The organism is Streptomyces durocortorensis (genome assembly GCF_016901035.1).
Taxonomy (GTDB): Bacteria; Actinomycetota; Actinomycetes; order Streptomycetales; family Streptomycetaceae; genus Streptomyces; species Streptomyces durocortorensis.
This window is the reverse complement of the sequence record NZ_JAFEUF010000405.1, coordinates 1-3,547: the sequence shown is the minus strand read 5'-3', so window position 1 is coordinate 3,547 and position 3,547 is coordinate 1. Positions and strand designations below refer to the sequence as shown.

Below are 3,547 nucleotides of genomic sequence, written 5' to 3'. Positions count from 1 at the left end.
GGGGGGGTGGGCCGGATCGGACACGCCCGGGTCCGGGAGGGCCGGGTCCGGGAGGGCCGGGTCCGGTGTCGTCGCTCCCGGCTCCGAGCGTTCCGCGACCCGCAGCAGCGACATGTCCGCCCGGCTGCCCACCGCCGCCGTCTCCCCGGTCACCGCGGCCCGCGTGACATCGACCCGTACGGTCGCGGCGAAGTCCGGTACGGCCACCTCGGCGATCTCCTCGGCGGTGGTCGCCACGTCCAGGACCGTGCCGATCCTGCGGCCGGCCTCGACCAGGAGGGTCAGCCGCTCCTGGACCCGGTAGCGGTCGGTGATGTCGAACGCGTCCTCGCACACGCCGAAGACGTGCCCGTGGGCGTCCTCCAGCCGGTAGTAGGCGCAGGACCACAGGTGGTCCCGCCCCGGGTCGCTGGGCTGCTGGCCCCGGAAGTGCAGGTCGAGGATCGGCTCGCCCGTTTCGAGCACCTGGTGCATGACGCCGTCGAGCGTCTGCGGATAGCCCTGGGTCACGAAGGAGCCCCCGGAGTACAGCTCGTCGGCCCGCTTGCCCCGGAACGCGGCCAGCGGCTGCCCGATCTCCCGCTCGTACGCCGTGTTGCTCCAGGTCAGCCGCAGGTCGGTGTCGTAGATCGCCAGGCCGACCGGCGACTGGGTGGCCAGCCCCTGGAGCAGGGCGAGCCGCGACTCCCAGTGCCGCAGTTCCGCCACCTCGGCCGCCACCAGAATCCGGTCCGGCGCACCGGCGCCGTTGCCCGCGGCCCCGCCCGGCAGCGGGCAGGTCGCCGTCGCCACCAGCAGCTCACGGCCGTCGCGGGCACGGGCCACGTGGATCGCGTTGCCGACGAGGGACGGAGGCCCGAGGCCGGCCGCGGTCGGTCCCGCTGTTTCGGCCGCTTCGGCTGTTTCGGCCGGGGGAGTGCCGCCGACCGGGCGCACCGAGAGGAACGCGCTCAGCGGCCGCCCCAGGACCTCGGCGGGGCCGTAGCCGAGGAGTGCGGCGGCCGCGGGGCTCCAGCCGATGACCGTGCTCTCGGCGTCAAGAACCACCGTGGCCGCCCTGGTGATGTCCAGAGGTCCACGGAAATCGGCGCTCTCCGCCGTGTTCGCCGCGCTCACGGCGCGACACCGGCCCGGTTCATTACTCTCAGAATCGGCCCTGCCCGGAACCCGCACAACCGCGGTGCCCCGGGCCGCGCCCGCCGGAAGCCGGGGTCAGCGCACCCCGTCGGGCCGGAACTGCACGCTGACGCGCGGCCCGACGGCCCGCGCGGTCTTGGGGATCGCGTGCTCCCAGGTGCGCTGGCAACTGCCGCCCATGACGATCAGGTCGCCGTGTCCGAGCGTTCGGCGGACGGGGGCGGGGCCCGGGCGGCGCGGCCGCAGCGCGAGGTGCCGGGGCGCTCCCAGCGAGAGGATCGCGACCATCGTGTCCTCGCTGCTTCCCCGGCCGCTGGTGTCCCCGTGCCAGGCGACCCCGTCCCGGCCGTCGCGGTAGAAGCACAGCCCCGCCGTGGTGAACGGTTCGCCCAGCTCAGCGGCGTAATGCTCGCCCAGCTCGGTGCGGGCGGCCTCCAGGGCCGGATGGGGCAGGGGGTCGCGGCGGCCGAAGAAGGCCAGTAGCCGGGGGACCGCCACCACGCGCTCGTACATGACGCGCTGTTCGGCCCGCCAGGCGACGTCGCGCACCAGCGTCTCGAACAGCGTGTCCGCACCCCGCAGCCACTGCGGCAGCACGTCGATCCAGGCCCCATGGCCGAGATCGGTGCGCCGCAGTCCGCTCAGGGGGCGGGTGCCGACCTCGGCCTCCTGGTCGAAAAGCGAGCTTTGCAGGTGTACGGCCATGAGGAGAGCGTAACGCTATTCGAGCAGGTGTGCGAATATCTATCGGGTGACAGGGGTGGCGCCGTCCTTGATCAGATCCGCGCACTTCTCGCCGATCATCATCGTGGTGATGCACGGATTGACCGTCGGCAGGAACGGCATGACCGACGCGTCGGCCACCCGCAGCCCGGTGACGCCCTTCACCCGCAGCTGCGGGTCGAGCGGCGAGTCCGGGTCCTCCGCCGGGCCCATCCGTACGGTTCCGGCCGGGTGGTAGACGGTGTTGTGCGTCTCGCGGATGTAGTCGAACAGCTCCGCGTCCGTGGTCGCGCCCGGCCCCGGAGCCAGCTCGGCCCCTGCCCACGCGGCCATCTCCGGCTGCGCCACGATCTCCCGCGCCAGCCGCAGCCCGTACGTCATCACCCGTACGTCGTGCTCGTCGGTGAAGTAGCGGGGATCGACCCGGGGCTTGTCCCGGAAGTCCCGGGTCCGCAGCCGCACCGTGCCCCGGGACCGGGCGCGGGTGACGTTCGGGGTCAGGCAGAACGCGTTGTCGGAGGTCGGGTAGCCGCGCCGGTAGGTGTTCATGTCGAACGGCACCGAGCCGTAGTGGAACATCAGGTCCGGCCGGTCGAGCCCCGGCTCGGTGTCCGCGAAGATCCCGATCTCCCACCACTGGGTGGAGGCGGAGACCATGGGCTGCTTCGCCTCCCACATGATCACCCCCTCCGGGTGGTCCTGGAGGTGCGAGCCGACGCCGGGGGAGTCCACCCGCACGTCCACCCCGGTCTCCCGCAGATGCCCGGCCGGACCGATCCCGGACAGCATCAGCAGCTTCGGCGAGTCGATCGCCCCGCAGGAGACGATCACCTCGCGCCGCGCGTGCACCGTCCCGCTGTGCACGGTGTCGGGCTCCAGGTACTCCACCCCCGTGCACCGCTCGCCGTCGAACAGCAGCCGCTTCGCCTGGAGCCCCGTCCGTACCTCCAGGTTCGGCCGCTTCCCCAGCACCGGGTGCAGATACGACACCGAGGCCGAGGAACGGGTGCCGTCCTCGCGAGCGTTGATCTGGAACCAGTGCGCGCCCCGGATCACGGTGGAACCCGTGTTGAACGGGACGGTGGGGATGCCCGCCGTCGCGCAGGCCTCCAGCAGGGCCGTACCGCACGGGTCGCGGGGCGGCACCGTCCGGATGGTGACCGGGCCGGAGCGCCCGTGGTGGTCGCCGGGCGCGTCGTTGGTCTCCAGGCGCTGGTAGAGCGGGTAGCAGTCCGCCGCGCTCCACCCGGTGCAGCCTAGTGCCGCCCACTCGTCGAGGTCCTCGGCCGGGGCCCAGAAGGCGATGCAGGAGTTGTGCGAGGAGCAGCCGCCGAGCACCTTGGCGCGGGCGTGCCGCATGAAGCTGTTGCCCCGCTCCTGCGGCTCCACCGGGTAGTCCCAGTCGTAACCGGACTCCAGCAGCGCCATCCACCTCTCCAGCCGCAGGATGCTGTCGTCCCCGACGTCCGAGGGCCCCGCCTCCAGTACGCAGACGGTGACGTCGGGGTCCTCGGTGAGCCGGGCGGCGATGACGGCGCCGGCCGTACCGCCGCCGACCACGACGTAGTCGAACGTGGGTGCGGAGCTCTCTTCGGACATCGGGGTCTCCAGGGTTCGGGCGGCCGACGGGGTTCCGGGCGGCCGGCGGATCTGCGGGGTTCAGCCGGCCGGCGGGGGAGCGGTGGGG

Annotated in this window: 3 protein-coding genes; all 3 read right to left on the bottom strand. The window is 72.9% G+C overall.

Annotated elements, in window-relative coordinates:
• A partial coding sequence (locus JS521_RS34625; RefSeq protein ID WP_205086835.1) for a PAS domain-containing protein occupies positions 1-1,116 on the bottom strand: 1,116 nt, incomplete at its 3' end.
• A gap of 96 nt (positions 1,117-1,212) precedes the next feature.
• Positions 1,213-1,842 (bottom strand): alpha-ketoglutarate-dependent dioxygenase AlkB, encoded by a 630-nt coding sequence (locus JS521_RS34620; RefSeq protein ID WP_205086834.1) that lies wholly within the window; start codon positions 1,840-1,842, stop codon positions 1,213-1,215.
• 39 nt (positions 1,843-1,881) lie between these two features.
• Complete coding sequence (locus JS521_RS34615) at positions 1,882-3,459, bottom strand: GMC family oxidoreductase (protein ID WP_205086833.1); 1,578 nt, start codon at positions 3,457-3,459, stop codon at positions 1,882-1,884.
• Positions 3,460-3,547 lie beyond the last annotated feature (88 nt).

Excerpts from the sequence above, each read along its gene's own strand:
- JS521_RS34620 (WP_205086834.1), bottom strand. The coding sequence starts at position 1,842 with ATGGCCGTACACCTGCAAAGCTCGCTTTTCGACCAGGAGGCCGAGGTC.
- JS521_RS34615 (WP_205086833.1), bottom strand. The coding sequence starts at position 3,459 with ATGTCCGAAGAGAGCTCCGCACCCACGTTCGACTACGTCGTGGTCGGC.